The sequence below is a fragment of the Aeromicrobium stalagmiti genome (genome assembly GCF_013283745.1).
In the GTDB taxonomy this organism is placed as follows: Bacteria; Actinomycetota; Actinomycetes; order Propionibacteriales; family Nocardioidaceae; genus Aeromicrobium; species Aeromicrobium stalagmiti.
Genome location: NZ_JABSTZ010000001.1, coordinates 1,736,305 through 1,760,409, shown reverse-complemented (window position 1 = coordinate 1,760,409; position 24,105 = coordinate 1,736,305). Strand labels below are relative to the sequence as shown.

At 71.0% G+C, this 24,105-nt stretch carries 31 protein-coding genes; 12 read left to right on the top strand and 19 right to left on the bottom strand.

Annotated elements, in window-relative coordinates:
- Positions 1-98 precede the first annotated feature (98 nt).
- Together HQK15_RS08710 and HQK15_RS08705 are read right to left on the bottom strand one after the other, a co-directional pair.
- Positions 99-752, bottom strand: coding sequence for a class I SAM-dependent methyltransferase (locus HQK15_RS08710; RefSeq protein WP_217361372.1), 654 nt, complete (start codon positions 750-752; stop codon positions 99-101).
- Positions 700-2,382 (bottom strand): ABC-F family ATP-binding cassette domain-containing protein, encoded by a 1,683-nt coding sequence (locus HQK15_RS08705; RefSeq protein ID WP_173490958.1) that lies wholly within the window; start codon positions 2,380-2,382, stop codon positions 700-702. The genes HQK15_RS08710 and HQK15_RS08705 overlap by 53 nt, the downstream gene beginning before the upstream one ends.
- A gap of 77 nt (positions 2,383-2,459) precedes the next feature.
- Here HQK15_RS08705 and HQK15_RS08700 point away from each other — a divergent pair, with 77 nt between their 5' ends.
- From HQK15_RS08700 to HQK15_RS08685, 4 genes are read left to right on the top strand one after another with little or no spacing between them, the layout of a single operon-like run.
- Positions 2,460-3,599 (top strand): Mrp/NBP35 family ATP-binding protein, encoded by a 1,140-nt coding sequence (locus tag HQK15_RS08700; RefSeq protein WP_173490957.1) that lies wholly within the window; start codon positions 2,460-2,462, stop codon positions 3,597-3,599.
- A 9-nt stretch (positions 3,600-3,608) separates the two neighbouring features.
- Positions 3,609-3,929: a sec-independent translocase gene (locus HQK15_RS08695; protein ID WP_173490956.1), complete on the top strand. Its 321-nt coding sequence runs from the start codon at positions 3,609-3,611 to the stop codon at positions 3,927-3,929.
- Positions 3,926-4,399, top strand: coding sequence for a hypothetical protein (locus HQK15_RS08690; RefSeq protein WP_173490955.1), 474 nt, complete (start codon positions 3,926-3,928; stop codon positions 4,397-4,399). Before HQK15_RS08695 ends, HQK15_RS08690 begins: the two co-directional genes overlap by 4 nt.
- Positions 4,396-5,436, top strand: coding sequence for an HTTM domain-containing protein (locus HQK15_RS08685; RefSeq protein WP_173490954.1), 1,041 nt, complete (start codon positions 4,396-4,398; stop codon positions 5,434-5,436). The genes HQK15_RS08690 and HQK15_RS08685 overlap by 4 nt, the downstream gene beginning before the upstream one ends.
- Here HQK15_RS08685 and HQK15_RS08680 read toward each other — a convergent pair.
- Both HQK15_RS08680 and sigE read right to left on the bottom strand, forming a co-directional pair.
- Positions 5,402-6,241: an anti-sigma factor family protein gene (locus HQK15_RS08680; RefSeq protein WP_173490953.1), complete on the bottom strand. Its 840-nt coding sequence runs from the start codon at positions 6,239-6,241 to the stop codon at positions 5,402-5,404. The two genes, HQK15_RS08685 and HQK15_RS08680, sit on opposite strands and share 35 nt — an antisense overlap.
- Positions 6,241-6,822 (bottom strand): RNA polymerase sigma factor SigE, encoded by a 582-nt coding sequence (gene sigE / locus HQK15_RS08675; protein ID WP_173490952.1) that lies wholly within the window; start codon positions 6,820-6,822, stop codon positions 6,241-6,243. The genes HQK15_RS08680 and sigE overlap by 1 nt, the downstream gene beginning before the upstream one ends.
- Before the next feature lie 119 nt (positions 6,823-6,941).
- Here sigE and HQK15_RS08670 point away from each other — a divergent pair, with 119 nt between their 5' ends.
- A complete protein-coding gene (locus HQK15_RS08670) occupies positions 6,942-7,598 on the top strand; it encodes an O-methyltransferase (protein ID WP_367649109.1) in 657 nt (218 codons plus the stop codon).
- A 46-nt stretch (positions 7,599-7,644) separates the two neighbouring features.
- On the opposite strand, the gene HQK15_RS08665 is transcribed toward HQK15_RS08670, so the two are convergent.
- A complete protein-coding gene (locus HQK15_RS08665) occupies positions 7,645-7,989 on the bottom strand; it encodes a hypothetical protein (protein ID WP_367649108.1) in 345 nt (114 codons plus the stop codon).
- A gap of 14 nt (positions 7,990-8,003) precedes the next feature.
- Positions 8,004-8,165 carry a DUF3117 domain-containing protein gene (locus tag HQK15_RS08660; RefSeq protein ID WP_019145023.1) on the bottom strand — a complete coding sequence of 54 codons (162 nt, stop codon included), beginning with the start codon at positions 8,163-8,165 and terminating at the stop codon, positions 8,004-8,006.
- A 105-nt stretch (positions 8,166-8,270) separates the two neighbouring features.
- Here HQK15_RS08660 and HQK15_RS08655 point away from each other — a divergent pair, with 105 nt between their 5' ends.
- Positions 8,271-9,077: an enoyl-CoA hydratase-related protein gene (locus tag HQK15_RS08655; RefSeq protein ID WP_173490950.1), complete on the top strand. Its 807-nt coding sequence runs from the start codon at positions 8,271-8,273 to the stop codon at positions 9,075-9,077.
- A 21-nt stretch (positions 9,078-9,098) separates the two neighbouring features.
- Here HQK15_RS08655 and HQK15_RS08650 read toward each other — a convergent pair whose 3' ends face one another.
- Positions 9,099-9,692 carry a hypothetical protein gene (locus HQK15_RS08650; RefSeq protein ID WP_173490949.1) on the bottom strand — a complete coding sequence of 198 codons (594 nt, stop codon included), beginning with the start codon at positions 9,690-9,692 and terminating at the stop codon, positions 9,099-9,101.
- Between the two features lie 78 nt (positions 9,693-9,770).
- On the bottom strand, positions 9,771-10,364 hold the full coding sequence (locus HQK15_RS08645; protein WP_173490948.1) for a DNA-3-methyladenine glycosylase I: 594 nt from the start codon (positions 10,362-10,364) through the stop codon (positions 9,771-9,773).
- A 100-nt stretch (positions 10,365-10,464) separates the two neighbouring features.
- Here HQK15_RS08645 and HQK15_RS08640 point away from each other — a divergent pair, with 100 nt between their 5' ends.
- Positions 10,465-11,829 carry an 8-oxoguanine deaminase gene (locus HQK15_RS08640; RefSeq protein ID WP_173490947.1) on the top strand — a complete coding sequence of 455 codons (1,365 nt, stop codon included), beginning with the start codon at positions 10,465-10,467 and terminating at the stop codon, positions 11,827-11,829.
- A gap of 4 nt (positions 11,830-11,833) precedes the next feature.
- On the opposite strand, the gene HQK15_RS08635 is transcribed toward HQK15_RS08640, so the two are convergent.
- Genes HQK15_RS08635 through HQK15_RS08620 form a run of 4 tightly spaced genes read right to left on the bottom strand, consistent with a single transcriptional unit; the run spans position 11,834 to position 15,275 of the window.
- Positions 11,834-12,562, bottom strand: coding sequence for an LOG family protein (locus HQK15_RS08635; protein WP_173490946.1), 729 nt, complete (start codon positions 12,560-12,562; stop codon positions 11,834-11,836).
- The gene (gene dapE, locus HQK15_RS08630) at positions 12,559-13,620 is read right to left on the bottom strand and encodes a succinyl-diaminopimelate desuccinylase (protein ID WP_173490945.1); all 1,062 of its coding nucleotides are present in this window, start codon (positions 13,618-13,620) and stop codon (positions 12,559-12,561) included. The genes HQK15_RS08635 and dapE overlap by 4 nt, the downstream gene beginning before the upstream one ends.
- 36 nt (positions 13,621-13,656) lie before the next feature.
- The gene (locus HQK15_RS08625; RefSeq protein WP_173490944.1) at positions 13,657-14,337 is read right to left on the bottom strand and encodes a VOC family protein; all 681 of its coding nucleotides are present in this window, start codon (positions 14,335-14,337) and stop codon (positions 13,657-13,659) included.
- Positions 14,338-14,375: 38 nt separating this feature from the next.
- Positions 14,376-15,275 (bottom strand): aminoglycoside phosphotransferase family protein, encoded by a 900-nt coding sequence (locus HQK15_RS08620; RefSeq protein WP_173490943.1) that lies wholly within the window; start codon positions 15,273-15,275, stop codon positions 14,376-14,378.
- Positions 15,276-15,334: 59 nt separating this feature from the next.
- Between HQK15_RS08620 and HQK15_RS08615 the strand changes: the two genes are divergently transcribed.
- Both HQK15_RS08615 and HQK15_RS08610 read left to right on the top strand, forming a co-directional pair.
- Positions 15,335-15,937, top strand: coding sequence for a hypothetical protein (locus HQK15_RS08615; protein WP_173490942.1), 603 nt, complete (start codon positions 15,335-15,337; stop codon positions 15,935-15,937).
- 5 nt (positions 15,938-15,942) lie between these two features.
- Positions 15,943-16,557, top strand: a complete 615-nt coding sequence (locus HQK15_RS08610; RefSeq protein ID WP_173490941.1) for a pyridoxamine 5'-phosphate oxidase family protein — start codon at positions 15,943-15,945, stop codon at positions 16,555-16,557.
- 18 nt (positions 16,558-16,575) lie between these two features.
- On the opposite strand, the gene purE is transcribed toward HQK15_RS08610, so the two are convergent.
- The 5 genes from purE to HQK15_RS08585 are packed head-to-tail and all read right to left on the bottom strand — an operon-like array spanning position 16,576 to position 20,580.
- Complete coding sequence (purE, locus tag HQK15_RS08605; protein ID WP_173490940.1) at positions 16,576-17,094, bottom strand: 5-(carboxyamino)imidazole ribonucleotide mutase; 519 nt, start codon at positions 17,092-17,094, stop codon at positions 16,576-16,578.
- A gap of 28 nt (positions 17,095-17,122) precedes the next feature.
- Positions 17,123-18,259, bottom strand: a complete 1,137-nt coding sequence (locus HQK15_RS08600; protein ID WP_173490939.1) for a 5-(carboxyamino)imidazole ribonucleotide synthase — start codon at positions 18,257-18,259, stop codon at positions 17,123-17,125.
- 9 nt (positions 18,260-18,268) lie between these two features.
- Positions 18,269-19,258, bottom strand: a complete 990-nt coding sequence (locus tag HQK15_RS08595) for an adenylate/guanylate cyclase domain-containing protein (protein ID WP_173490938.1) — start codon at positions 19,256-19,258, stop codon at positions 18,269-18,271.
- The gene (locus HQK15_RS08590; protein WP_173490937.1) at positions 19,245-19,757 is read right to left on the bottom strand and encodes a PH domain-containing protein; all 513 of its coding nucleotides are present in this window, start codon (positions 19,755-19,757) and stop codon (positions 19,245-19,247) included. Before HQK15_RS08590 ends, HQK15_RS08595 begins: the two co-directional genes overlap by 14 nt.
- Before the next feature lie 13 nt (positions 19,758-19,770).
- Positions 19,771-20,580 (bottom strand): biotin--[acetyl-CoA-carboxylase] ligase, encoded by an 810-nt coding sequence (locus HQK15_RS08585; protein ID WP_173490936.1) that lies wholly within the window; start codon positions 20,578-20,580, stop codon positions 19,771-19,773.
- 38 nt (positions 20,581-20,618) lie between these two features.
- Here HQK15_RS08585 and HQK15_RS08580 point away from each other — a divergent pair, with 38 nt between their 5' ends.
- From HQK15_RS08580 to HQK15_RS08570, 3 genes are read left to right on the top strand one after another with little or no spacing between them, the layout of a single operon-like run.
- On the top strand, positions 20,619-21,284 hold the full coding sequence (locus HQK15_RS08580; protein ID WP_173490935.1) for a hypothetical protein: 666 nt from the start codon (positions 20,619-20,621) through the stop codon (positions 21,282-21,284).
- Entirely contained in the window at positions 21,281-21,871 is a 591-nt protein-coding gene (locus HQK15_RS08575) for a Maf family protein (RefSeq protein WP_173490934.1), read from the top strand. The genes HQK15_RS08580 and HQK15_RS08575 overlap by 4 nt, the downstream gene beginning before the upstream one ends.
- A 47-nt stretch (positions 21,872-21,918) precedes the next feature.
- Complete coding sequence (locus tag HQK15_RS08570) at positions 21,919-22,140, top strand: hypothetical protein (protein ID WP_173490933.1); 222 nt, start codon at positions 21,919-21,921, stop codon at positions 22,138-22,140.
- A gap of 1 nt (position 22,141) precedes the next feature.
- Here the strand turns inward: HQK15_RS08570 and HQK15_RS08565 are convergent, their stop codons facing one another.
- Both HQK15_RS08565 and HQK15_RS08560 read right to left on the bottom strand, forming a co-directional pair.
- A complete protein-coding gene (locus HQK15_RS08565) occupies positions 22,142-23,308 on the bottom strand; it encodes an acyl-CoA dehydrogenase family protein (RefSeq protein WP_173490932.1) in 1,167 nt (388 codons plus the stop codon).
- 32 nt (positions 23,309-23,340) lie between these two features.
- Positions 23,341-24,030 (bottom strand): TetR/AcrR family transcriptional regulator, encoded by a 690-nt coding sequence (locus tag HQK15_RS08560; RefSeq protein WP_173490931.1) that lies wholly within the window; start codon positions 24,028-24,030, stop codon positions 23,341-23,343.
- Positions 24,031-24,105: the final 75 nt, after the last annotated feature.

Genomic DNA, 24,105 nt, shown 5'->3' with positions numbered 1-24,105 from the left:
CGGTCCCCGTGCTGACCAGTTTTTGGGCAGTTCTGTACCGATCCGGCCCGACGAGCCGTGCACAACTGCCCACAAGGTAGCCTCCGAGGCCGCCGGGGTCAGGCTCGCGTCGCCTGGACGATGCCGTCGTGCATCGTGCCGAGGTGTCCCTCGCGCCGAATGGTCGCGACGTCGATCGACGACCAGTCGTCGGCGTCGAGCCACGACACGGCGTCCTCCGGCGTCCAGCGGACGTCGGGGAACTCGTGGCTCCCGTGGCGCGGATCGATCGGGTGGTGGCCCACGAGCAGCAGCGTGCCGCCCGGAGCGACCGAGGCACCGAGGGCCCTGAACAGCTCGGTGAGGGCCGGCTGGTCGAGATACATGAACTGCGCCGAGACCAGGTCGTACGCCCCCGGCTCCCCCGACCAGCCGTCGAGGTCGACCCGGCGCCAGGTGACGTCGACCCCGGCGTCGGACGCGTGCAGGGCTGCCTTGGCCAGGCCGACCGCCGAGACGTCGAGTGCCGTGACCTGCCAGCCCTGGCGGGCCAGCCAGACCGCATCCGCGCCCTCGCCGCACCCGACGTCGAGCGCCCGACCGGGAGTCAGCGCCGCGACCCGGTCGACGAGCTGCGGGTTGGGGTGGCCACTCCAGACCCGGCGTCGGCGCCGTAGCGCTCGTCCCAGAATCCTTCGCTGAACACGTCCTGGCTCATGGCTACCGCTTCCTCGCGACTCGGGTCTCGTCCCACACCGGCTCGTCCGACTCATACAGCCTGCCATCGGCACCGAAGACCACGAACCGGTCGAAGCCGCGGGCGAACCACCGGTCGTGCGTCACCGCCACGACGGTGCCCTCGAACGTGGAGAGTGCGCCCTCGAGGGCCTCGGCCGACTCCAGGTCGAGGTTGTCGGTGGGTTCGTCGAGCAGCAGCAGGGTCGCGTGGGCGAGCTCGAGCAGCAGGATCTGGAAGCGCGCCTGCTGGCCGCCGGAGAGCTGGTCGAAGACCTGGTCGCCAGCCTTGGCCAGGCCGTAGCGGTCGAGCGCCTTGGCCGATCCCTCGTGACCCATGCCCTTCCGGTGCCCGTCGCCGTGATGGAGGATGTCGAGCAACGTGCGCCCCGTCAACGACGGATGCTCGTGCGTCTGCGCGAACCAGCCCGGACGGACCCGCGACCCGAGCCGGGCCATGCCGGTGTGGTCGACCGGCGGCGGGACGACGTCACCGACCGGCTCGTGCTCGATGTCGGGCCGCGACCCGCCCCCGGCGAGCAGCCGCAGGAAGTGCGACTTGCCCGATCCGTTGCTGCCCAGGACGGCGACCCGCTCGCCGAACCAGATCTCGAGGTCGAAGGGCTGCATCAGCCCGGTGAGCTCGACCTGCTCGGCGACCACGGCGCGCTTGGCCGTCCGTCCCCCCTCCAGCCGCATCCGCAGGTTCTGGGCGAGTGGCACGGCCTCGGGCGGCCCCTCGCGCTCGAACCGCTCGAGCCGGGTCTCTGCTGCCTGCAGGCGCGATGCCATGTCGGAGTTGAACGTCGACTTCTGGCGATACATGATGACCAGCGCCTTGAGCTTGGCCCGCTCCTCGTCCCAGCGCAGCCGCCGCTCCTCCAGCTTGGCGTTGCGGTCGAGACGAGCCTGGTAGTACGTCGAGAACCGTCCGGGGTGAACCCACAGGCTGCTGCCCGCGGCGCCCGGCTCGAGCGTCGCGATGCGCTGCGCGACCCGCTCGATCAGCTCGCGGTCGTGGCTGACGAACAGCACGGTCTTGGGACTCTCGACGAGCTGCTCCTCCAGCCACCGCTTGGCGGGCACGTCGAGGTAGTTGTCGGGCTCGTCGAGCAGCAGGACCTGCTCGGGCCCACGGAGCAGCGCCTCGAGCACGAGTCGTTTCTGCTCGCCGCCCGACAACGTGGTGACCGGGCGGTACTGCGCCTGCTGGAACGGCAGGCCGAGCGCCGCCATCGTGCAGACGTCCCACATCGCCTCGTGCTCGTAGCCGCCGGCGTCGCCCCAGTCGACGATTGCCTGGGCGTACGCCATCTGGTCGCGCTCCTCGTCGCGCTCGATCATCAGCAGCTCGGTGCGGTCGACCTCCTCGGCCGCGGCGCGCACCGCCGTCGGGGCGACCGACACCAGCAGGTCGCGCACGGTCGACTCGTCGTGCACGGAGCCGATGAACTGGCGCATCACGCCGAGCCCGCCCGTGATCGTCACGGCCCCTGCGTGCGGGGCGAGGTCACCCGTGGCGATCCTGGTCAGCGTCGTCTTGCCCGTGCCGTTGGGTCCGATCAGGGCGACCTTGGCGCCCTCGCCGACGCGCAGGCTGACGTCCGACAGCAGCGGCCGCCCGTCGGAGAGCGTGTAGCTGATGGAGTTGAGGTCGAGGTGTCCCACGGGAGCATCCTCGCAGCGCCACCCCTGTTAGGTCACACTCAGGCAGCCAGCGCCCTGCCCCCACGTACCATGGAGACATGGCAGTTGTCACCGAAGAGCAGATTCGCGAAGCCCTCAGCACCGTCAACGATCCTGAGATCAAGCGGCCCATCACCGAGCTCGGGATGGTGGACGGCGTCACGATCGAGGACGCGCAGATCACCGTACGACTGCTCCTGACCGTCTCGGGCTGCCCGCTCAAGGACACGCTCACCCGCGACATCACCGCCGCCGTCGGCAACGTCGCGCCGGCGCACGCCGTCGTCGTCGACATGGGCGTCATGACCGACGAGCAGCGCAAGGACATGCAGACCATGCTCCGCGGCGGCCGTGCCGACCGCGAGGTGCCCTTCGCGCAGGCCGGCTCGCTCACCAAGGTCTACGCCATCGCGTCGGGCAAGGGCGGCGTCGGCAAGTCAACCGTCACCGTCAACCTCGCGCTCGCGATGGTCAAGCGCGGACTCAAGGTCGGCATCGTCGACGCCGACATCTACGGCCACTCGATCCCCGACATGCTCGGCGTCGGCGACGTCCGCCCGACCCAGGTCGAGGACATGATCATGCCGGTCCCGATCAAGGGCCTCAAGGTCATCAGCATCGGCATGCTCAAGCCCCGCAAGGACCAGGTCGTCGCCTGGCGCGGCCCGATGCTCGACCGTGCACTCGTCCAGATGCTCAGCGACGTCTACTGGGGCGACCTCGACGCGCTGCTGCTCGACCTGCCCCCGGGCACCGGCGACATGGCCATCAGCCTGGGCCAGCACCTGCCCAACGCCGAGGTCGTCGTCGTGACGACCCCACAGCCCGCGGCCGCCGACGTCGCGGAGCGCGCCGGCACGATGGCCTCGATGATGCACCAGCGTGTCGTGGGCGTCATCGAGAACATGTCCTACCTGCAGGTGCCGGGCGGCGACCGTCTGGAGATCTTCGGCGCCGGCGGAGCGGCCAAGGTCGCCGAGACGCTCAGCGCCCGCTTCGGCTACGACGTCCCGATGCTCGGACAGATCCCGCTCGACCAGACGCTGCGCGAGGGCGGTGACGTCGGCGACCCGATCATCTCGTCCGACCCCGACTCGGAGTCGGCGAAGGTCCTGCAGGGGGTCGCCGACCAGCTCAGCGGCCGCTCGCGCGGCCTCGCGGGGATGCAGCTGGGCCTCGCGCCCGCCGGCCGCCTGTAGAGTCGCAGCATGTTCGGCATGGGCGTGGCCGAGATCGGTCTGATCCTCGTCGTCGCCCTGCTGGTGTTCGGCCCTGAGAAGCTCCCCGAGCTCGCCAAGCAGGCCGGCGGCTTCGTCCGCACCCTGCGCCAGATGGCCGACAACGCCAAGAACGACCTCGGCCGCGAGATGGGTCAGGACTTCTCCGACCTCAACCTCAGGGACCTCGATCCCCGCGAGATCGTCCGCCGCAACTTCCTCGACGACGAGGACACCACACCCGCAGCGACGAAGGAGACACGGATCCTGCGTCCGGGAGAGATCCCGCCGTTCGACCCCGAATCGACGTGACGAGCCGCAGACGGATCGCTCTCCGCGCGCTGTTCGCCGCCGTCCTGCTGTCACTTCCCCTCATGATCGTCGTCCGCGAGAGCGTCGGCGAGCCCTATCCGGGGCTCTACCAGCCAGCCTTCGACGGCAGCACGATGCGCGGCGACCTGTTCGGTCGCGACGAGGCGGTCGTCATGGTGCGTGACGCGGCCGGTGAGCGGCACCGCATCGCGGTGACCGATCTGCTCGACGTGCCCGAGCTCGAGCGCGGCTATCTCCTCAGCGCCACGCGCTCGGCGCTCCGCGACCCTCGGCGGATGCGGACGCCCGAAGCCGTGGCGTACGTCCGCGAGCGGGCGGCCGAGCTGGGCATCGACTCCCCCGTCCGCCTGCGGGTGACGTGGTACTCCACGACGCGCGGTCCGCGCGAGCGCGACGGGGCCGAGCGCGGCGTGGTCGTGCAGGCCTACAGCGTCAGGCTCGCGCCGTGAGCGCCGCGACGAGTTTCGACGCCTGGGTCGACCGCGGCCCCTTCACGGCGCTCGACCTGGGCATCTTCCGCATCCTGTTCGCGCTCTCGTCGCTCCTGCTGCTCCCGCGCCCCGAGGCGATGTCGGGGCTGCCCGACTTCTTGTGGAAGCCGCCTCCGGGCCCGTTCCGGCTGCTCGACTCACCCCCGCCGCCGGCGGTCGTCGCGGGCATCACCGTCATCCAGGTGCTCGCCCTCGTGCTCGTCCTGCTCGGGGTGTTCACCACGGTGTCGTCGATCGCCGCCGCCCTGCTCTTCGTCGTGGCCGACGGGCTCGGCAACGGCTACGGCCCGATCTACCACTACATCCTGCTCGCGGTCGTGCCGTTGGTGCTGTGCTGGGCCGGATGGGGTCGACGGTTGTCGGTCGACGCCCGCCGGCGACCGGACGACGACCGTCCCGTGCCCCAGTGGCCCCTGCGGCTGCTCGCCCTGTGCATCGCCGTGGCGTTCGCGACCGCGGGCCTGGCCAAGCTGCGGGCGGGCTGGCTCGACCTCGACTCCCAGTCGACCCGGTCCCACTTCGTCAGCTCGTTCGTCGTGCAGGGCAACGACCGCTTCCTGGCGCCGCTGGTGAGCCACCTCGACAGCCGGCCCCTGTGGGAGCTGCTCGACTGGTTCACCGTCGCCCTGGAGCTGCTGCTGCTCGTCGCGGTCGTGCGATGGACCTGGTTCGTCCGGGCCCTGCCCGTCCTCGTGGCGTTCCACGTCGGCGTCCTGCTGGTGCTGAGCATCGCGTGCGCCGCCAACGTGGTCGCCTATGGCGCGTTCGTCCGGTGGTCACGCTGGTGGCCGGAGCGTCCGCTGCGGTCTCCGAGCCCGGCGGACCTGACGGCCGTCGGGGTGGGTGCGGCGGCGATCGCCCTGGGCGTCAACCAGGTGCACCTGCACGCACCCGCGACCGAGCTCTACCTCAAGGCGGCGTTCGTGCTCGGGGCCGGAGCCGTGGCCACCGTGCTGTGCCTCAGGCCGCGCCCAGCCAGGTCGACATCCGGGTGAGTCCGTCGCCGACCCGGTCGACCGGTCCGGCGTCGCTGGTCATCCGCGGAAGGTCCTCGACGGCCAGTGCGACACGTTCGCGCTCGGCGTCGGTGACGATCGTGTAGACCGTGCCGTCACCGTCCCAGGTGACGACGAGCGGCTGGCCGTCCCTCACCCAGACGTCCGAGCCACCCAGCGTGGTGCGGGTGAAGCCCTCGAGCCCGGCGCGGTCGAGGGCGCCGTTCTGCTCGAACAGGTTGAGGCGTGCGCGACCGTCGGTGTAGGTCAGCGCCACGACCTCGCCGCTCTCGGTGTAGGACCCGGAGACCCGGTGCAGGTCGCCCGCGAGGGTCTCGTGGCAGGGCCAGCCCGAGCTGTCGAGCTCGGCCATCGTCGCCTCGGTGATGACGTTGCCCGTCTGGACGGTCGATCCACCGGTGAAGTCGGCGGCATAGCGGTTGTAGGGCGGGGCGACCTCGTCGCCGACGCGGTCGACACCGCCGATGGCATAGGCGGTCGCCACGACCGCGACCGACGCCCCGGCGATCACGACGCCGGCGCGGAACGGCACCGCCCGGGTCAGTCGCACCCACCAGCGCTCGCGCGGCGGCGGAGTCGATGCCATCTCGGCCAGCGACGCCAGCAGCGCGGCCGGCGGCTCAGGAGCCCGCACGGTCGACATGCGCGACTTCAGCAGGCGCTGCTGCCGTACGGCCTTCTCGCACTCGTCACACGTGACGAGGTGGGTGGACGCCTCCTGCATCGCGGAGTCGGACAGCTGTCCGTCCACGAATGCTGCGACGTCTGCACCCAGATGAGCCATCAGATCCCGATCGGTCCCACGAATCGGGTGCGACCCTGCCGCGGGGCGCGGTGCGCCAAGGCCTCACGCAGCTGCGTGCGGCCACGGTGGATGCGCGAGCGGACCGTGCCGAGCTTGACGCCCAGCACGCCCGCGATCTCCTCGTACGACAGACCTTCGATGTCGCACAGGACGACCGCGACGCGGAACTCGTCGGAGAGCGACGCGAGCGCAGCCTCGATGTCGGGGTCGAAGTTGGCGTCGTGGACGGCCGACTCCGGCAGGACCTCCGCGCTGAGCAGCCGGTCCTCGGCGCCCTCGCCGAAGCCGTCCATGCGCAGGCGGGACTTGCGGCGCACGCGATCGAGGAACAGGTTGGTCGTGATGCGGTGGAGCCAGCCCGGGAAGTTGCCCGGCTCGTAGCTGTCGAGCGAGCGGAAGACGCGGATGAACACGTCCTGCGTGAGGTCCTCGGCGTCCTGACGGTTGCCGGTCAGACGGTAGGCCAGGCGGTAGACACGGGCGGAGTGCTCCGCGACGATGCCCTCCCAGTCCGGGAGTGCCTGGTCGATCGTCGTGGTTGCCACGTCTTCTACCTTCATGAGTAGATCGTTGTCCCTGTACCTGAGAGAACGCACAGAACCACCTGACTGTTCCCTCCGATTCAGATGAACTGCTGGTCGCAGCCTCCCGGGATCGGAGGACGTGCGCCGATAGGCTGGTGCCACCACCGACCGAGGAGCCGACCATCACCACCGCAGCAAGCCTGGCGTTCGCCGAGGACCACCTGAGCGAGGACGATCACCTCGTCGCGGCCAGACGCCGTGCCGACGAGGTCGGAGTCGTCCCTGTCGGCGCCGGCAGCGGCGCTGTCCTGTCGTTCCTGGCGTCTGCCGTGCAGGCCAAGGCCGTGGCCGAGATCGGCACCGGCACGGGTGTCTCGGGGCTGTGGCTGCTGCGCGGCATGCAGCCCGACGGCGTCCTGACGTCGGTCGACCTCGAGGCCGAGCACCAGCGTCTCGCGCGCGAGACGTTCACCGAGGCCGGGTTCGCCCCGCAGCGCTTTCGGCTCATCGCCGGTTCGGGCCTCGACGTCATGCCCCGGCTGACCGACGCCGGCTACGACCTGGTCTTCCTCGACGGCGACAAGGTCGAGTACGGCGAGTACCTCGACCAGGCCTTGCGGCTCGTCCGCCCCGGCGGCCTCATCGCGTTCGACAACGCGCTGTGGCACGACCGAGTCGCCGATCCGGCGCAGCGCGACCCCGAGACGACCGCGATCCGCGAGGTCATCCAGCGGGTGGCCGCCGACGACCGTCTGCGCAGCATGCTCGTGCCGCTCGGCGACGGCCTGCTCGTCGCCCAGCTCCTGCCCTGATCCCACCCCCACGCTCTCGCGAGCGAGCGGGCGAGACGGTGGACGGTCAGTCGTCCTTGTTGCCGTGCTCGAAGTGGCTGGACGACCGGAAGCCGGCAGCGCCGCGGACAACGCCGATGATCTCGCAGGCCTCGATGAGGATCGGCGCTGAGCCGATGACCCTCGACGCCCCGGCGCTCGCGGCCTTCGGCTCGAACGAGTCCTGGAACGCAGCGCGCGCCTCGTCGGACACGAACACGTAGTTGTCCTCGAACCACTCACCCTTGTGGGCGCGCCACGTCTTGAAGCGCAGCCCGTCGAGGCCGGCGGACGAGGCGTACGACTCGTCCTCGACGTAGGCCCGCAAGGCCTTGAGCGTGCCCTTGGGGGCGTCGGTCAGCGACCAACGCACCGTCAACCCGTACATCAGACCGCTTTGAGCGCGTCGCCGAGTGTGGCAGCTTCCTCGTTGTTCAGCTCGACGACCAGGCGTCCGCCACCCTCGAGAGGGACCCGCATCACGATGCAGCGACCCTCCTTGGTGACCTCCATCGGGCCGTCTCCGGTCCGTGGCTTCATGGCGGCCATCAGTTCCCCTCTCGTCAGGTCGCTCCACCGCATTCGGTCGAGGCGTGCGTACCATTATCGCCTATGCCCGGACCGCCTTCGACCGCAGTCCCGAAGGAGACACCCATGAGCGTTCCCGAGACCCCTCCGATCCGTTACGAGGTGGCCGACGGAGTCGCCACGGTGACGCTCGATCGTCCCGCCGCGATGAACAGCCTGACCCTCGCCACGAAGGTCGCGCTCCGCGACGCGCTGCACGCCGCGGCGGCCGACAGCGCCGTGCGCTGCGTCGTGCTGACCGGCACCGGACGGGCGTTCTGCGTGGGTCAGGACCTGCAGGAGCACGTGACCGGGATGACGTCAGACGACGATCCCTACGGCGGCTCCAGCACGGTCGACGACCACTACAACCCCATCGCCACGGCCATCGCCACGATGCCCAAGCCGGTCATCGCCGCGGTCAACGGCATCGCCGCCGGCGCCGGCGCGTCGATGACGTTCGCCGCGGACTTCCGCATCGTCAAGCGATCGGCGGGGTTCAACACCGCCTTCGCCGCGATCGCGTTCTCCTGCGACACCGGGGCGTCGTGGACGCTGCCGCGCCTGGTCGGGCCCACCCGCGCGACGGACCTGCTGATGCGTCCCCGCACCATCTCGGCCGACGAGGCCCTCGAGATCGGCATCGCGACGTCGGTGGTCGACGACGACGCCTTCGACGACGCCGTGGCCGCCCTCGCGCTCGAGCTCGCCCAGGGGCCGACCCTGGCCTACGGGGCGATCAAGCGCGCTGTCGCCTTCTCGGCGACGCACGACCTGCCCTCGTCACTGGAGCACGAGGGCCGGAAGATGGCGCTGACCGGCGCGTCGGCCGATCACGTCGTGGCCGTCAAGGCCTTCCTGGCCAAGGAGAAGCCGGAGTTCACCGGCCGCTGAGTCGCCGGCGACGCAGCCCGCTCAGGCGAGCTTGCGGTCGTGGAGACGCTTGGTCTCCTCGGTCGCGGCTTCCTCCCAGGCGAGCAGCTCGGCCCGGACCTGCACCTCGGCCGCCTCGCTGGCAGCGAGAGCGTCCTGGGCAGCGCGCAGGTCGACACGGGACGACTCGAGGTCGGACTGGGCGCTCTGGACGTCGGACGCGAGGGCCTGGCTGCGGGCCCGCTCGGCGGACATCCGCTCGCGCGCCTGGGCGAGCTCGATCTCGGCGGTGACCAGGGCGTCTCGCAGCGTCGCGATCTGCGAGTCCCGCAGGCTGACCCGCTGACCCATCTGGTCGGCGAACGCGATGTGCTCACGGGAGCGGACCACGGCGATCTTGCGGTTGTCGTCGGCGAGCTCGGCACGGTCACGGGCCCAGTCGCGGCGGACCTGGGCGATCTCGTTGGACAGCAGGCGACCGGCGACGACGCCGGTCACGGCGGCATAGGCGGTCGCGACGACCAGCACGGGCACGGTCGCCACGATGAAGCCGACGACGGCCACGACGACGGCCGAGACGAGCAGCCCGGTGGCACCGAGGGCTCTGCGGGAGCGGGGGATTCTCCGGTTGGACATGTCCGGATCGTAAAACGCCCCGCCCTCGATCTCTGGTAGCCACGCCCGGTGCCGGTGGGACGGATGTGACACACGGGGTCAGGCGGCGCCCGATCCGTCGCGGGCGACGCAGACGTCGAGGTGGTCGTTGACCATGCCGGTCGCCTGCATGAGGGCATAGGCCGTGGTCGGTCCGAAGAAGCGGAAGCCCTTCTTCTTCAGCGCCTTGGCCATCGCGACGGACTCCGGGGTCGTGGCCGGCACCTCGGCGTAGGACCGCGGTGCCGGACGGGCCGGAGGCGCGAACGACCACAGCAGGTCGGAGAACGACTCGTCGAGCTCGAGCAGCGTGCGGGCGTTGCTGATCGTCGCCTCGATCTTCTGGCGGTTGCGGACGATGCCGGCGTCGTCGAGCAGGCGTGCCGTGTCGGCGTCGCCGAACCCCGCCACGACCGCCGGGTCGAACCCCGCGAACACCTCGCGGAACCGCTCCCGCTTGCGCAGGATGATCGCCCAGGAGAGCCCCGACTGGAACGCCTCGAGCGACATCCGCTCGAAGAGGTCGCGGTCGCCGCGGAGCTCTCGCCCCCACTCGGTGTCGTGGTAGGCCGTCATGGCGGGAGGCGGTCCCTCCCACCCGGGCGGGGCATCGCCCCACGGGCAGCGGACGACGGGGGTGCTGGGCTCAGGCATGTCCGCAGTCTGCCAGTCACCTCGGACACGACGAAACGAAGTTTTCCTGCGGCTCACATCGGCGAAACACGAGGTCACACGACGTCACGAGACTCAGGGGATGACCTCCGTACGCCTCGAGCACGCGACGCTGCTCGCCACGATGGACGACGCCGGCACCGAGATCCCCGACGGCGGGCTCGTGATCACCGACGGCGTCATCACCGCGATCGGCCCGACGTCCGACCTGCCGCCCGCCGACACCGTGATCGATGCCAGCGACATGGTGCTCATGCCGGGGCTCGTCAACACGCACCACCACTTCACGCAGACCCTCACCCGGGCCATGGCCCAGGACGCGGAGCTGTTCACCTGGCTGCGGACGCTGTACCCGGTCTGGGCCGGCATCACGCCCGAGGCCGTGCAGGTCAGCACCCAGGTGGCGCTGGCCGAGCTGGCCCTGTCGGGCTGCACCACGGCGTTCGACCACACCTATCTGTGGCCCCACGGGGCCCGCGTCGACGACCAGGTCGAGGCGGCCGAGCCGGTCGGCATCCGGTTCCACGTCTCGCGCGGTTCGATGTCGCGCGGCGAGAGCGCCGGCGGCCTGCCGCCCGATCACGTCGTCGAGGACGAGGACGCGATCCTCGCCGACTCCCAGCGCGTCATCGAGGCCTTCCACGACCCCGCGCCCGGCGCCATGACCCGGGTCGTCCTCGCACCGTGCTCCCCCTTCAGCGTCACGCCCGACCTGATGCGCGAGAGCATCACGCTGGCGCGGGCGCACGGCGTCCACTCGCACACGCACCTGGCCGAGACGATCGACGAGGACGAGTTCTGCCGGGCCACGCTCGGCCGCAGCCCCGTCGAGCTGTGCGAGGACCTCGGCTGGACCGGACCCGACGTCTGGTTCGCCCACTTCGTGCACCCCTCCCCCGCCGAGATCTCGCGGGTCGGGTCGACCCGCACCGGTGCGACGCACTGCCCGTCGTCCAACATGCGGCTCGCCTCGGGCATCGCCCCGATCCACGCCTGGGCCTACGCCGGGATGCGCACCGGCCTCGGAGTCGACGGGTCGGCGTCGAACGACGGGTCCCACCTGCTGGCCGAGGCGAGGATGGCGATGCTGCTCCAGCGCGTCGGCGGCGCGCCCCTCGCGGGTCAGGCGCCCTCACCCATGGCGATGTCGGCCCGGGCGGCGCTGCGCATGGCGACGCGCGGCGGCGCCGAGGTGCTGGGACGCGATGACGTGGGACGGCTCGAGGTCGGCCTGCGTGGCGACGTCATCGGCGTGCGGCTCGACTCCCTCGCCATGGCCGGCGGAGCGGTGCACGACCCCCTGGGAGCCGTCGTGTTCTGCCAGCCGTCGAACGTCGACCTGTCGGTGGTCGAGGGGCGGGTCGTCGTCGAGGACGGGCGCCTCACCACGATCGACGTCGGGCCGTTGGTCGAGCGGCACAACCGCATCGCCCGCGACCTGCGGTGACCGCTCAGCGGTCCTTGGCGACGAAGTAGGACACGGCCTCGTCGATGTCGTCGGTGACGTGCAGCATGTCGATGTCGGCCGCACCGACCTTGCCGTCGACCAGCATCGTGTCGCGAAGCCAGTCGACGAGCCCGCCCCAGTAGGCCGACCCGAACAGCACGATCGGGAACGACGTGACCTTGCCGGTCTGCGCCAGCGTCAGGGCCTCGAACAGCTCGTCCATCGTGCCGAACCCACCGGGCAGCACGATGAACCCCTGGGCGTACTTGACGAACATCGTCTTGCGCACGAAGAAGTAGCGGAAGTTGACCCCCAGGTCGACCCAGTCGTTCATGCCCTGCTCGTGGGGCAGCTCGATGCCCAGGCCCACCGAGACGCCGCCGCACTCGCTGGCGCCCTTGTTGGCCGCCTCCATCGCCCCGGGGCCACCGCCGGTGATGACGGCATAGCCCTCGCCGCACAGCTGGGCAGCGATCTGGGACGCCGCGGCGTACATCGGGTCGTCGGGCTGGGTCCGGGCGGAGCCGAAGACGCTGACCGCCGGGCCGAGCTCGGCCAGCGCGCCGAAGCCCTCGACGAACTCGGCCTGGATGCGCAGGACCCGCCACGGATCGGTGTGCACCCAGTCGGCGGGTCCACGGGAGTCGAGCAGCCGCTGGTCGGTCGTGCTGCTGGGCATCTGGCCGCCCTTGAGGCGGACCGGACCCTTCTGGTGGGACGGACGGTCGGTCATGTGGTGAGCCATTTCTCCAGGGACTGGTGCACCCGGTGCAGGTGCTCGGTCGGGACCTGCTCGTCGGCCTTGTGCGCGAAGATCGGGTCGCCGGGGCCGTAGTTGACGGCCGGGACGCCCAGCAGGGTGAACTGTGCGACGTCGGTCCAGCCGAACTTCGGTCGAGGCTCGGCGCCGACCGCCTGCACGAACGCCGCGGCGGCGGGCCGGGTGAGACCCGGCAGCGCGCCGGGGGCCGAGTCGGTGATCGTGAGCCCGAAGCCCTCGAAAACCTCCTGCAGGTGCTGGTGGGCCTCGGCCTCGGAGCGGTCGGGCGCGAAGCGGTAGTTGACGGTGACGACCGCCTCGTCGGGCACGACGTTGCCCGCGACACCGCCGGAGATCGCGACGGCGTTGAGGCCCTCGCGGTAGACGAGCCCGTCGATCTCGACCTCGCGCGGGACGTAGGCGTTGAGGCCGTCGAGCACCGGGGCCAAGGCGTGGATCGCGTTGCTGCCCATCCACGACCGTGCCGAGTGGGCGCGCTCCCCCGTCGTGCGGATGTCGACCCGCATCGTGCCCTGACAGCCGGCCTCGACGCCGGCGTCGGACGGCTCCATGAGGATCGCGAAGTCACCCGCGAGCAGGTCGGGACGCGCACGCGCGATGCGGCCGAGCCCGTTGAACTCGGCGGCGATCTCCTCGGCGTCGTAGAACACGTAGGTGACGTCGCGGACCGGGTCGGGCACCGACGCGGCGAGCAGCAGGGCGACCGCGACGCCGCCCTTCATGTCGCAGGTGCCGAGCCCGTGCAGCACGTCGCCCTCGAGCCGCGACGGGAAGTTTCCGTTGGCCGGCACGGTGTCAAGGTGCCCGGCGATCACGACGCGCTCACCACGGCCGAGTGACGTGCGGGCGACGATCGTGTGGCCGTCACGGATCACCTCGAGGTGGTCGAGCGGTCGCAGCGCAGCCTCGACCGCGTCGGCGATCTCCTGCTCGCTCAGGCTCTCCGAGGCGATGTCGACGAGGGCCGCCGTGAGGCTGACGACGTCGGTGGTCAGGTCGATGGTGGGCACAGGATCACTCTGCCACGCACGGTCGGGCGGTCGACGTCACCTCTGCGCGAAGACGCAGAACTCGTTGCCCTCCGGATCGGCCATGACGGTCCAGCGGGTGTCGTCAGTCGGCTCGGCCAGCAGCGTCGCACCGGCTGCGACGAGGTCAGCGACGGTGGCGCCGTCGGCGAGGACGACGTCCCAGTGGAGCCGGTTCTTGACCTTGCGCGGCTCGGGCACCGGCGCGAAGTCGAAGGAGTCGACCGGCGCTCCGGGGATCGCGTCGATGAAGGAGTAGTCGCCGTCGGGGTCGTGGCCGAGCTCGCCACCCCAGAGGCCCGCCCACCACGTGGCGAGCGCCGGTGGGTCGACGCAGTCGACGCCGACGTCCTTGAGGCCCGGCGGCCGGTCGTGCTGGACGAACACGCAGAGCTGGTTGCCCTCGGGGTCGGCGAACACCGTCCACGGGAGCTCACCGTCACGCGACAGCTGCTCGAGGTCCGCGAACGGCTCCAACGACGCCGCGACGACGTCGAGGTGGACCCGGTTCTTGACCGTGCGCGGCTCGGGCACCGGGTTGATCCAGATCGTCTGCCCCGGGCGTGCGCCACGCAGCACGGCCGATCCGTCGTCGTCGAAGAACTCACTCTCCAGGTGCAGCACCCGGGCCCAGAAGCCCTGGATGGCCGGCACGTCGTTGGCGTCGATGCACAGGTCCTTGAAGGTCACGAGAGGCATCCCGTCACGCTAGCCGCGACCGCGGACACGCGCACCCGTCAGTCCTGGACGGCCTTGATGATCGCCACGGCGGCCGTGACCCGATCGGGGTCGGCGTCCTCGATGGCCCACATGGCACGGTGGGCCTCACGGACCACGACCCAGTCGCGCGCCCGCTCCTCGTCGAGCCCCGCGTCGTCGACGACGGTGTGGAACCGGCGCCGGACCGCGGTGCGCAGATCACCCGTCGCCACCGCCTCGTCCCAGCGGTTCCAGAGCAGCGGCGCAACCTCGTGGTGCGGGTCGCCCGACATCGGCTTCGGGTCGATGGCCAGCCAGGGCTCGCGCTCGGCGGCGAGCACGTTCGCGTAGTGCAGGTCGCCGTGGATCATGCGACCGACGCTGGCCGGGTCGGCGACGAACGAGCGACCCAGGTGCACGGCCTGCTCGACGACGCGGCGGGGCAGCGGTGCGTCGCGGGGCAGGCGGTCGAGGGCATCGGTCCACTGCTCGACGTAGGACGTGAGCGGCACGAGCTGCGGCGGCGCGGGCACGTGCAGGCGCCCCAGCAGCCCGGCGACGACCGAGCAGGCCTTCAGCACCGGCACCTGCGTCAGGTCGCGGGCGTGGAGCCGCTCGAGCAGCAGCGCGTTGCGCCGCGGGTCGGCCCTCACCAGCCGTACCGCACCGTTGCCGTGCCACGTCTGCAGCCCCAGGATCTCGTGCTGCCCCTCCTCGTGCGGCCACGCCACCTTGAGGACCAGGCGGCGTCCGTCCGACGTGACCGGCACGACCAGGGCCGCGTGTCCGTGCACGGCCTGGCCGTCGACCGTCAGGTCCCACTCCGACAGCAGGTCACGCACCGTCCGCGGCACCCCATCGACCCAGGCGGCCCAGTCGTCACCGCGCCGCGCGTGCGCCACGAAGCCGTCCGGCAGGTCGAACGGGAGCAGCGCCATGACCCCAGCCTGTCACCCGTTGGGGAGGCGGCTGTGGAGCCATCGGACAGACTTGACCCATGACGAGCTCCTTCGCGGGTCACATCGCCGGTCTGGGCACTGCCTCCGGCACCAGGATCGTGGTGGGCATGTGGGATGCCAGCCCGTACGGCACGTTCGCCGACGTCATGCTCGAGCAGCCGTCGGGGCACCGCATCCTCATCGCACCGCGCCAGGAGATCGCCGACTTCGTCGCATCGACCTATGCCTTCGACGAGATCCGGATCGAGCCCGTCTCGGTGACCCACGGCGCGGAGTGGTCGGTGCACACCCGCTCGCTGCAGGTGCGCTTCACGCCCGGCAAGCGGCTGTGGGTCTCGCCGCTGCTGGCCCTGGTGCCGGCGGTCCTGCGTCGCACCGCGTCGTGGGCGAGGGTCTGCAACCCCATCGCGTCCCGGCTGATGCCGGGCGTGCAGACCTATGGCTCCGCCGGCGGCGGTCGCACCGAGTGGTACGCCGCGACCGGCGTGCGCAGGCTGTCGTGCGCCCGGGCGACGTGGGAGGGCGACGAGCTCGGAGACCTGGCCCAGGTGACGCCGCCCGTCCGGTTCGGGTTCGCCTCCTCGCCGGCCCAGCCGACCCTGACGGCCCTCACGTCGTACGTCCGCGAGGCCGTAGCCTGAGGTCCATGCGGACCGAGATCACGACCGAGGCGGCGCTGCGCGATCTGCTCGGCACTCCCCTGCAGCGGGTGCTCGACAAGGACCGGCCAGCCCTGACGCCCGAGCACCGCGACTGGCTGGCGGCCTCGCCGTTGTGCCTCGTGGCGACCTCCGACGCCGAGGGGCGCCTCGACGTCTCGCCCAAGGGCGACCCGGCCGGCTTCGCGCTCGTCGTCGACGACACGACGATCGCGATCCCCGAGCGTCCGGGCAACCGACGGGCCGACGGCTTCGTCAACATCCTGCAGAACCCGCACGTGGGCCTGATCTTCCTCGTCCCGGGTCGCGGCGACACGCTGCGTGTCAACGGGCGGGCCACGATCCTGGCCGACGCGCCCTACGCCGACCGCATGGAGGTCGCGGGGCACCGGCCGGCCGTCATCCTCGAGGTCGCGGTCGAGCAGGTGTTCTTCCACTGCGCCAAGGCGTTCCTGCGCTCATCGCTCTGGAAGCCGGAGACGTGGCGCCCCGACGCGGTCATGAGCCGCGCCCAGATCGCCAAGAACCTCGAGCGTCCCGACGACTCCATCGAGGAGCTCGAGGCCTACTACGGCGAGCAGTACGCCGACGGCCTCTACTGACCGATCGCGACCGGACCGTCAGCGGAATCCGGAGGAGCGCGCCGCCGGGTTGCGGACCTTCTCGCCCTTGGCCCGCGCGACGTCGGCGAGCTCGGCCTGGAACGCGATCATCCTGGCGGTGAGGTCGGGGTCGCCGGCCGCCAGGATGCGGACGGCCAGCAGGCCGGCGTTGCGGGCGTTGCCGATCGAGACCGTCGCGACCGGCACGCCGGCCGGCATCTGGACGATCGAGAGCAGCGAGTCCATGCCGTCGAGGTGCTTGAGCGGCACGGGCACACCGATGACCGGCAGCGGCGTGACGGCGGCGAGCATGCCCGGCAGGTGGGCCGCTCCCCCGGCGCCGGCGATGATGACCTCGAGCCCGCGACCGTGCGCGTCGCGCCCGTAGGCGAGCATCTCGTCAGGCATGCGGTGGGCCGACACGACGTCTGCCTCGTGGGCGACGTCGAACTCGCCCAGCGCCGTCGCGGCGGCCTCCATCGTCGGCCAGTCGGAGTCAGATCCCATCACGATGCCGACACGCGGCTGAGCAGTCATGACGCTCAGCCTAGCCACGCAGCGGGGGTCACGCGGCTGGGCTGGGGTCGACGCCGTCGACGAACAGGGCGGCGGCGCGCCGCGCACGGGCGAGGACGTCGTCGAGGTCGTCGCCGTACGCCGTCACGTGACCCACCTTGCGACCGGCCTTGACCGCCTTGCCGTAGAGGTGGATCTTGACGTCGGGCTCGGCGGCGAGGACGACGGCCCGCTGGGCCTCGAGGTCGTCGACGACGCCACCCAGCACGTTGACCATGACCGACCAGGGCTCGCGCGCGTGGGCGCACCCGAGCGGGAGGTCGAGGACGGCCCGCAGGTGGTTCTCGAACTGGCTCGTGTGCGACCCGTCGATCGACCAGTGCCCCGTGTTGTGGGGGCGCATCGCGAGCTCGTTGACGAGCAGGCGCCCATCGGTCGTCTCGAACAGCTCGACCGCGAGGATGCCGGTGACGTCGAGCTCCGTCGCGATCTGCTCGGCCAGGTCACGTGCTGCTGCCGCCAGGGCGGGATCGAGGTTGGGCGCGGGGGCGATGACCTCGGCGCACACGCCGTCCTTCTGCCGCGACTCGACGACAGGATAGGACCGCACCTCGCCCGAGGGCGACCGCGCCACGAGGGCGGAGAGCTCGCGGCGGAAGTCGACGAGCTCCTCGGCGAGCAGCGGACGACCGGCGGCGAAGGCCTCGTCGGCGTCGGCGACGGACCGGACGACCCAGACGCCCTTGCCGTCGTAGCCGCCGCGCGTCGTCTTGAGCACGGCCGGGAAGCCGAAGGCCTCGAGGTCGGCGACCGAGGAGATCGGCGCGTTGCGCGGGCACGGCGCCCCGAGGGCACCGAGCCGCTCGCGCATCGAGCCCTTGTCCTGAGCAAAGAGCAGGGCGTGCGGACCGGGGCGGCACGCGTGGCCCTCGGCCTCCAGCGCGCGCAGGTGCTCCGGCGGGACGTGCTCGTGGTCGAAGGTCACGACCGGCGCGCCGGCGACGACCGCACGCAACGTGTCGAGGTCGGTGTAGTCGCCGACGACGTGGTCGGGCACGACCTGCGCGGCGGAGACGTCGGGCGATTCGGCCAGGAGGCGGATGCGCAGGCCGAGGCCCGTCGCAGCCTGCTGCATCATGCGGGCCAGCTGGCCTCCGCCGATGACGGCGAGCTCAGGTGTGGGCACGACCGGAGTCTATCGGGACCGGAAGCTGCGCCGTTCGCTCACCGTGATCGGCGAGACGTTGCCGAAGCCGCGCAGCGGACGCGGCGGCAGTGCCCGGGTGTCGAACTCGCCGGTGATCGCGGCGGCGGTCGCGTCGTCGACCAGCACCCGGTTGCTGCGGGCCACGTGCGAGAGACGGGCGGCGAGGTTGACCGGGGGCCCGTAGACGTCGCCCAGCCGGCTGACGACGGAGCCGGTCGCCAGCCCCACGCAGATGTTGGGCAGCTCTGCGCGCAGCGCGATCTGCTTGACCAGGTCGAGGGCCGTGCGGGTGCCCTCGGCGGGATCGTCGGTCACGAACAGGACGGCGTCGCCGAGCGTCTTGATGACCCGGCCCCCGTGCGCCGTGACGATGTCGGAGCAGCGGGTCTCGAAGTTCTCCACGAGCGCGCCGAGGCTGTTGTCGTCGAGCCCGTTGGACAGCGAGGTGAAGCGCGAGAGATCGGCGAAACCGACCGTCATGGTGGTCGAGAGGAGCTCCTCCTCCGCTGCACCGAGCGCCTCCATGCGGGCCGAGGCAGCAGCCAGGTGACGGCGCCACGCATAGATCATCAGGTGCTCGAAGCCGGGTGCTGCCGTCTCGGCGAGCTCGACGGCCGCGTCCAGACGGGTGGCGGCCCGGCCGGCGTGGACGTCGCGCTCGATCTGCTCGACGAGCGTCGTGACCTGCCAGTCGGCGAGCCGGGCCATCGTCGTGCCGAGGGCACGGGTCATGCGGAAGACGGTCTGCTCGTCCATGACCTCACCGTCGAGCGCCGCGGCGACCGTGGCGATCGCGTCGACGTCGGGCTCGCCGTACGCGATGCTGTCACCGGTGTCGGCGAAGCCGAGGGCGCGCCACAGCCGCTGGCCGTCCTCGATCGAGAGACCCCCCTTGTCCGCGACCTCGGCGCTCGTGAGGGTGAGCTCGCCCCCCAGGATCAGGTGGGCGAGCGCGTCGCGGAGCTCAGACCGACTCATCGTTCTTCGTGGTGTCGTGCTTCTCGAACACGAGGTTGGTCACGGTCCGGTGGAACGCCTCGATCTTGGGGATGTCCTTGAGCTCCAGGCCCGCCTGCTCGCTCGCGTCGTGGATGATCAGCGTCCCGCAGCCCAGGATGCGGTCGTTGAGGTTCTTCTCGAACGCGACGTCGTTGACGCGGCTCAGCGGGATGACCCGACCGGTGCGGGTCAGGATGCCCTTCTGCTCCACGATGCGCTTGTTGGTCAGCGTGTAGGTCCACAGGTACCAGGTCAGGAACGGCAGGAACGAGCCCCACAGGATCAGCACCGCCGCGATCGCGATGATCACCCAGCCCACCACGTTGTCGCTCTTGTCACCGATCTGGGCGACGAGGAAGCCGGCTGCCACGCACACGACCAGCAGGATCAGGAACGGGAGGAACAGCACCTTGACGTGCGTCCGGGTGGTGGCGACGGTCTGCTCGCCGTCGATCATCAGCTTGCGCGGAAGGCTCATGGGCTCAATTCTGTCACTTCGCCGGACGCACGTGGGTGATATCTCCGGCGCTGATGGCCTGGCCGTCGACCAGCAGGCGTCCGAGGTCGTCGATGCCGGTGGCCTGCCCCACCAGCGGGTCGGCCGTCGGCAGGGTCACCCGGACCCGCTGGCCGATCGTCACGCACCGGCGCACGTACGACTCGCGGATGCCGCCCGACGGGTCGCCGCCCGACGCCGACCACGCCCGGTAGAGCGCCTCGAGGTTGCGGAGGAACGCCCGGATCACGATCGTGCGATCGGTCTCGGTGGCCTCCTCCAACGCCAAGGAGGTGGCCGTCTCGACCGGCAGCTCGTCCTGGCGCAGCGACACGTTGAGCCCGACGCCGATCACGGCGGCGGGCCCCTGCGGCGTCTCGACCCGCTCGAGCAGGATGCCGGCGATCTTGCGACCGTCGACGAGCACGTCGTTGGGCCACTTCAGGGACGACTCGACGCCGCACTCGTGGACCGTGGCGTCGACCGCGAGGCCGACCAGGAGCGGGAGCCACACCCACCGGGCGGCCGGGACGGCGTCGGGGCGCAGCAGCACCGAGACGATGGCGCCGGAGCCGGCCGGCGAGGTCCAGGACCGGTCGAGGCGCCCCCGGCCGGCGGTCTGTGCGTCGGTCGTGTGGACGAGTCCCTCCGCGGCACCTGCCCGCGCCGCCGCGGCGACGTCGGCGTTCGTGCTGCCCGTCTCGGCCGTCACGACGACCTCGGTCCAGAACCGGCCCGGACCGGTCAGCGCCGAGCGGAGGGCCACGGCGTCGAGGGGTGGGCGGTCGAGGTCGCGGTAGGACATGGGACCAGCCTCACACACCCGTCTGAGAGCATGGGCCCATGGCGCTGATCCCCCTGTCGGACGTCTCACCCGCCGACTGGCTGGTCGACGACCCGGGTCCGGCGCACCTGCGGGCGCGGCTCGGACCGTCCGGCTTCACCGCCCACGTCCGCGTGCTCCACGCCCGCCCGGGCGAGGGCGACCGTGACGAGGGGCACCTGTCGGACCCGCTGCTCGACGCCCTGTGCCAGGTGCTCGCCCGTCACACCTCGACACCGAGCGACTGCTTCTTCGGCCTGTGGGACGGCTACGGCGAGATCCACGGCGGCGACGCCGTCGACTTCCTCAGCGCCTTCAGCGGCTCGCCGCGGTGGCCCGGACGCGTCTTCACGCGGGAGAAGCCCCCGCCACCGGAACGACCCGCCTTCTCGTCGCCCGTCATGTCCGGGCCCCGCCTGGGCCTCGGCGGTGAGGCGTACCTGCTGTTCGGCGGCCCTATCGCGGAGGCCGGGCGCTGGGGTGCGACGCACTACCGGTCCGGGGCGCCGCGCGACATCAACAGCCCCAACCTGATGTGGCCCGCCGACCACGCGTGGTTCGTCACGACCCCCATCGACGGCACGTGGACCGGTGTCGGCGGCACGAGCGACCTCGTCGACGACCTGTTGCGCGAGCCGCGTCTCGAGGTCGTCCGTCAGCGGTACGACGAAGGAGCCCTGCGATGAGGATCGTCCTCGCGTCCCAGTCCCCTGCCCGCCTCGCGACCCTCCGCGCCGCCGGCATCGAGCCCGAGGTCGTCGTGTCGGGCGTCGACGAGGACCGCATCACCTCGAGCGATCCCAGCAACCTCGCTGCAGCGCTGGCGCAGATGAAGTGCCGGGCCGTCGCGGAGCGGGTCGAGCCCGATGCGCTCGTCATCGGCTGCGACTCCGTGCTGGCCTTCGAGGGCGAGATCTTCGGCAAGCCCGCCGGCCCGGTCGAGGCGGCCGGGCGCTGGCGCCGCATGCGGGGCCGCAGCGGCGTGCTCCACACCGGGCACTGCGTCCGCCGAGGTGACCAGGAGTTCATCGAGACCGCCACGACGATCGTCCACTTCGCCGCCATCACCGACGACGAGATCGACGCCTACGTCGCGACGGGCGAGCCGCTCCACGTCGCGGGAGCCTTCACGATCGACGGCCTCGGAGGAGCGTTCATCACCGGCATCGAGGGCGACCACCACAACGTCGTGGGTCTGTCGCTGCCGGTGCTCCGCGAGCTCGTGGGCGACCTCGGTATCGCCTGGACCTCGCTGTGGACCCTGTCAAACTGACGCATTTGTTGGTCGTCGGCGCCGAACAGTGAGAGACTGGTCGAACGATGGCAACCTCACCGCGGCGACGCCGCTACCACGCATCCAGCCCCTTCCAGGCAGGTCCGGAGGTGATTGACGAGGTCTACGAGGTCGGCGCCCGCGTCTCCCACGACACCTACGGCATGGGCCGGATCATCAGCCTCCAGGGCACCCAGTCGGCGCAGGTCGACTTCGGCGAGGGCGCGAAGCACATCCCGCTCCCCTGCGCCAAGATGACCGCGCTCTAAGTCACTCGACCGGCAGGCCGAGACCCCGCGCGATCAGCATGCGCTGGACCTCGGACGTCCCCTCGCCGATCTCGAGGATCTTGGCGTCCCGGTAGAACCGGGCGACGGGGAACTCCTCCATGAAGCCGTAGCCGCCGAACACCTGCGTCGCGATGCGCGTCGCGGTGACCGCCGCCTCCGACGTGTAGAGCTTGGCGATCGATGCGGCCTGCTTGAGCTCCTTCGGCGGCGCTCCGGCGTCCTTCATGGCGGCGGCCTGATAGGTCAGGGCCCGGCCGGCCTGCGCCATCACGGCGAGGTCGGCGATCTGGAACGCGACACCCTGCTTGGTGCCGATCGGCACGCCGAACGTCGTGCGCTCGCCGGCGTACTGCACCGCGAGGTCGAGGCAGGCCTGGATGCAGCCGACCGCCAGCGCAGCGATCGCGATCCGGCCGTCGTCGAGGGTGGCGAGGAACTGTGCGTAGCCGCGACCTCGCTCGCCGAGCAGGTGGTCGGAGGGCACGCGGACGTCGGTGAACGACAGCGGGTGGGTGTCGGACAGGTGCCAGCCGAGCTTGTCGTAGGGGGCCTCGGCGACGAAGCCCGGCGTGCCGGCAGGCAGCATGATGGCCGAGATCTCGGGCCTGCCGTCGTCGCGGGTGCCCGTGCGGGCGGTCACCGTGACGACAGACGTGATGTCGCTGCCGGAGTTGGTGATGAACTGCTTGGAGCCGTTGACGACCCACTCCTCGCCGTCGAGCTCGGCGCGGGTCCTGGTCGCGCTGGCGTCGGAGCCGGCACCCGGCTCGGTGAGACCGAATCCGGCCAGGCGCTGGCCGTCGACGAGGTCGGGCAGCCAGGTCTCCTTCTGCTGCTGCGTGCCGTACTCGAGGATCGGCGTGATGCCCAGGCCGACGCCGGCCTCGAGCGTGACGCCGATCGACTGGTCGACCCGGCCGAGCTCCTCGATCGCGACGCACAGGCTCGTGAAGTCGCCGCCCGACCCGCCGAACTCCTCGGGAGCGGTGAGGCCGAAGAGCCCCATCTTGCCGATCTTCTGCACCGCGTCGACCGGGAAGTGATGATCCTTGTCCCACTGGGCGACATGAGGCGCGATCTCGGCCTCGGCGAACTCACGGACGCTGTGGCGGAAGGACTCGTGCTCGGGAGAGAGGGCGAACGTCATGCACCGATGCTACCAAGAATGGTTAACCATCGTTAACCGGCGGAGGTCGCCCGGCCGTCACCGCGGTCGATCATCGCCTGGATCGCCTGGCCCACCGACTCCAGCGACGTGCCCTCGCTGAGCACGACCACGGCCGGCGGCTCGAGGCTCCGCTCGGCGAACGCCTCGAGGACCCCTCCGAGCGCGGCGTCGATCTCGACGTGCGGGTCCCTGCTCTCTCCGCGCAGCCAACGGCGCAGCACCTGGTTGTGCGCGGCGACGACCGCCGCTGCCATGACCTCGGCGCGCAGCTCGGCCGCGTTGCTGCCGTCCGACCATGCACTCAGGTGCCGACGGAACAGGTGCTGGTAGCGCGCACCACTGACGAGCTCACGCTCACGCAGAGCCGTGACGGTGCTCGTGAGCTCGTAGCGCTGGTGGGCGCGGTCGCCCTCGGCGACGTAGTGGAACAGCACCAGGCGCACCGCGTCGGCGACCGCGCGGAGGGCCGACTTCTCGGTCGTCGCGGCCAGCCGCTGCTCGATGCGCTCGAGCAGCAGGTCGTGGTCGGGGAAGATCACCGACTCCTTCGACCCGAAGTGGCGGAAGAACGTGCTGCGGCTGACCCCGGTGGCCGCCGCGATGTCGTCGACGCTCGTCCGGTCGTAGCCACGCTCGCGGAACAGCGTGAACGCCGCTTCGACGATACGCTCACGAACCGTGACACGGTCGAGATCTGTCATGGGTTGATCCTGACACGTGACACTGCGTATCATCCAGTCGGACTGCGTATCATCCGGTCGTTCTGAGCTTCAGGA

Bases quoted from the DNA above. Each gene is read 5' to 3' on its own strand.
- HQK15_RS08710 (WP_217361372.1), bottom strand. From the start codon at position 752: ATGAGTCGGACGAGCCGGTGTGGGACGAGACCCGAGTCGCGAGGAAGC.
- HQK15_RS08700 (WP_173490957.1), top strand. From the start codon at position 2,460: ATGGCAGTTGTCACCGAAGAGCAGATTCGCGAAGCCCTCAGCACCGTC.
- HQK15_RS08695 (WP_173490956.1), top strand. From the start codon at position 3,609: ATGTTCGGCATGGGCGTGGCCGAGATCGGTCTGATCCTCGTCGTCGCC.
- HQK15_RS08680 (WP_173490953.1), bottom strand. From the start codon at position 6,241: ATGGCTCATCTGGGTGCAGACGTCGCAGCATTCGTGGACGGACAGCTG.
- sigE (WP_173490952.1), bottom strand. From the start codon at position 6,822: ATGAAGGTAGAAGACGTGGCAACCACGACGATCGACCAGGCACTCCCG.
- HQK15_RS08660 (WP_019145023.1), bottom strand. From the start codon at position 8,165: ATGGCCGCCATGAAGCCACGGACCGGAGACGGCCCGATGGAGGTCACC.
- HQK15_RS08655 (WP_173490950.1), top strand. From the start codon at position 8,271: ATGAGCGTTCCCGAGACCCCTCCGATCCGTTACGAGGTGGCCGACGGA.
- HQK15_RS08650 (WP_173490949.1), bottom strand. From the start codon at position 9,692: ATGTCCAACCGGAGAATCCCCCGCTCCCGCAGAGCCCTCGGTGCCACC.
- HQK15_RS08645 (WP_173490948.1), bottom strand. From the start codon at position 10,364: ATGCCTGAGCCCAGCACCCCCGTCGTCCGCTGCCCGTGGGGCGATGCC.
- HQK15_RS08640 (WP_173490947.1), top strand. From the start codon at position 10,465: ATGACCTCCGTACGCCTCGAGCACGCGACGCTGCTCGCCACGATGGAC.
- HQK15_RS08635 (WP_173490946.1), bottom strand. From the start codon at position 12,562: ATGACCGACCGTCCGTCCCACCAGAAGGGTCCGGTCCGCCTCAAGGGC.
- HQK15_RS08625 (WP_173490944.1), bottom strand. From the start codon at position 14,337: ATGCCTCTCGTGACCTTCAAGGACCTGTGCATCGACGCCAACGACGTG.
- HQK15_RS08620 (WP_173490943.1), bottom strand. From the start codon at position 15,275: ATGGCGCTGCTCCCGTTCGACCTGCCGGACGGCTTCGTGGCGCACGCG.
- HQK15_RS08615 (WP_173490942.1), top strand. From the start codon at position 15,335: ATGACGAGCTCCTTCGCGGGTCACATCGCCGGTCTGGGCACTGCCTCC.
- HQK15_RS08610 (WP_173490941.1), top strand. From the start codon at position 15,943: ATGCGGACCGAGATCACGACCGAGGCGGCGCTGCGCGATCTGCTCGGC.
- purE (WP_173490940.1), bottom strand. From the start codon at position 17,094: ATGACTGCTCAGCCGCGTGTCGGCATCGTGATGGGATCTGACTCCGAC.
- HQK15_RS08595 (WP_173490938.1), bottom strand. From the start codon at position 19,258: ATGAGTCGGTCTGAGCTCCGCGACGCGCTCGCCCACCTGATCCTGGGG.
- HQK15_RS08590 (WP_173490937.1), bottom strand. From the start codon at position 19,757: ATGAGCCTTCCGCGCAAGCTGATGATCGACGGCGAGCAGACCGTCGCC.
- HQK15_RS08585 (WP_173490936.1), bottom strand. From the start codon at position 20,580: ATGTCCTACCGCGACCTCGACCGCCCACCCCTCGACGCCGTGGCCCTC.
- HQK15_RS08580 (WP_173490935.1), top strand. From the start codon at position 20,619: ATGGCGCTGATCCCCCTGTCGGACGTCTCACCCGCCGACTGGCTGGTC.
- HQK15_RS08575 (WP_173490934.1), top strand. From the start codon at position 21,281: ATGAGGATCGTCCTCGCGTCCCAGTCCCCTGCCCGCCTCGCGACCCTC.
- HQK15_RS08570 (WP_173490933.1), top strand. From the start codon at position 21,919: ATGGCAACCTCACCGCGGCGACGCCGCTACCACGCATCCAGCCCCTTC.
- HQK15_RS08565 (WP_173490932.1), bottom strand. From the start codon at position 23,308: ATGACGTTCGCCCTCTCTCCCGAGCACGAGTCCTTCCGCCACAGCGTC.
- HQK15_RS08560 (WP_173490931.1), bottom strand. From the start codon at position 24,030: ATGACAGATCTCGACCGTGTCACGGTTCGTGAGCGTATCGTCGAAGCG.